At 74.4% G+C, this 1,975-nt stretch carries 2 protein-coding genes; one reads left to right on the top strand and one right to left on the bottom strand.

All coding sequences use genetic code 11. From position 1 onward, the window contains the following. A partial coding sequence (locus CCN56_RS33685) for a DUF5682 family protein (protein WP_256962319.1) occupies positions 1-1,607 on the top strand: 1,607 nt, incomplete at its 5' end. Positions 1,608-1,704: 97 nt separating this feature from the next. Here the strand turns inward: CCN56_RS33685 and CCN56_RS33680 are convergent. Beyond that, on the bottom strand, positions 1,705-1,975 hold a 271-nt coding region (locus CCN56_RS33680), incomplete at its 5' end, for a DUF664 domain-containing protein (RefSeq protein WP_143664707.1).

Genomic DNA, 1,975 nt, shown 5'->3' with positions numbered 1-1,975 from the left:
CGGTCCTCGACACCCTGGACGAGACCGAACTGCTCGGCTGGTCCGTGGACATCGTCCGCGCCGCCCGACGCAACGGTTACCAGGCCTCCACCGCCGACGCGATCGCCGTCTTCGAGACGTCGATCCTGCTCGCCGGGATGCGGGACCGGGCCAAGCCCACCCCGTACGACTTCCAGGACGCCGCGGTCACCTGCATCGAGAAGGACGGCGTGCCCGGGCGCCGGGACGTGCGCCGTCTCGTCGAGATCATGATGGGCGGCGACCGGATCGGCCAGGTCGGCTACGAGGCACTGCCGCCGCTCGCCCGCGACGTCCACGACCGCCTGGCACCCCTGGAGCTGAACCTCCAGCAGCGCGGGGTGCGCCGGGCCCTGCTCGACATGACCTCCCGGCCGGAACTGCGGGCCTGCTCGGACGTCCTGTGGATGCTGCGCCGCCTGATGCCGGGCGGCGCCGCACGGCCCGTCATGGGGGAGCGGCGGCTCGGCGAGCGGTCGATCCAGGAGTCCTGGGACCTCGCCCTCGGCACCCACCAGCGGGCGCTCATCGAGCTCGGCTACGAGGGCGTGAGCCTCGAACAGGTCCTGGAACAGCGCCTGCGCCGCACCGCGTACGGGCCGCAGGCGACCACCGCCGAGGTCCTCGCGGCCGTCGAGGACGCCACGCTGTACCTGGGCGGCCGGCGTCTCGCCGAGGAGCTCGGCGCCCGCGCCCTCGACGTCCTGGCGGGGGAGCGCACGGTCGACGGGGCGCCGGAGGTGCTGCGCCGGGTGCGCGGACTCCTCGCGTACTACCGCACCGGCGAGCCGGTCCTTCCGCCGTGGATCGAGTCCTTCGTGCGGACCGGATACGCGCACTACTGCACGCTGCTGCCGACGGCGTTCCGCGACGAGGACGCGACGGTGGGGCAGGTCGCGGCGATGCTGGGCTTCCTGTTCAGCATGGAGGGCCTGGCGCTCTCCCTGGGCTGCGACAGGACACAGCTGGAGCTGGCGGTCGCCCAGGCGCACCCCGAGGACCCGGCGAAGACGGCCCTGCTGTGGGCGGCGCAGGTACAACTGGGCACGCTCTCCCGGGGCGAGTTGCGGGCCCGCTGCGACGAACTCCTCGCCAACCCCCTGGTCGTGCCCTCGTACCCGCGCTACCTCAGCGGCTTCGTACACGCCCTGGAGCCGGTGCCGGGCCTCGCGGACGTGGTGGTGGAAGCGGTGTCGAACGCCTTCGGACGCCTGCCGGACGCCGTCCTGCTGCCGTGGCTGCCGGTCCTCATCACGACCCTCCGCTCGAACGCCGCGGAACTGGCCCCGCTGCTCATCCGCGAGGCGGGACGGATCTTCCCGGCCAGGCTCGCGGCCCTGGACACCTGGGTCCCGCCGTGGCACGGACAGCCGGCCGCCCCACGCGCGCTCCCGGCGGCCACCGCCCCTCGGGGAGCGGCGCTCCTCCCCGCCCACCCGGCGACCTGCGACGCGCTCGCGGAGCTCCTGGGCCGCGCGGAGGGCTGGACCACGCCGGACGTCTCGGCGCCGACGGGCCCGGGCGTGGCGCTCCTCGCGACCCATCCGGCCGCCGTCGACGCCCTGGCGCGCGTCCTCGTGGCCCGATGACCACTCCGTTCCGGCCTGCGGAACGGGGACGGGTCACGGCGCACCCCCGCCGGTGTGCGCCGTGCCCCGTCCCCGGACGAGGGGCGCTCCGCTCCCGCTACTGGCCGACCCTTCCGTCGACGCACTCGCGCAGCAGGTCGGCGTGCCCGCAGTGGCGGGCGTACTCCTCGANNGCGTCGACGGCCGCCTGGTCGGCGACGGTCTCGTCGAAGTCCGCGTCCCGTCTGCCGTACACCTTCGGCAGCGGTTCACCGGTGATCCAGGTGATCCAGTCCCGTTCCACCTCGGCGAGGTGTCGGATCAGGCCGAGCAGCGACATCGTCGACGGCGGAACGGAACGGCGGGCCAACTGCTCCGGATCCAGGCCC

Origin of the sequence: Streptomyces sp. NRRL B-24572, assembly GCF_002156145.1 — a bacterium.
Lineage (GTDB): Bacteria > Actinomycetota > Actinomycetes > Streptomycetales > Streptomycetaceae > Streptomyces > Streptomyces vietnamensis.
Note: the sequence above shows the minus strand (reverse complement) of the source record. Positions and strands in the feature narration are given on the sequence as shown.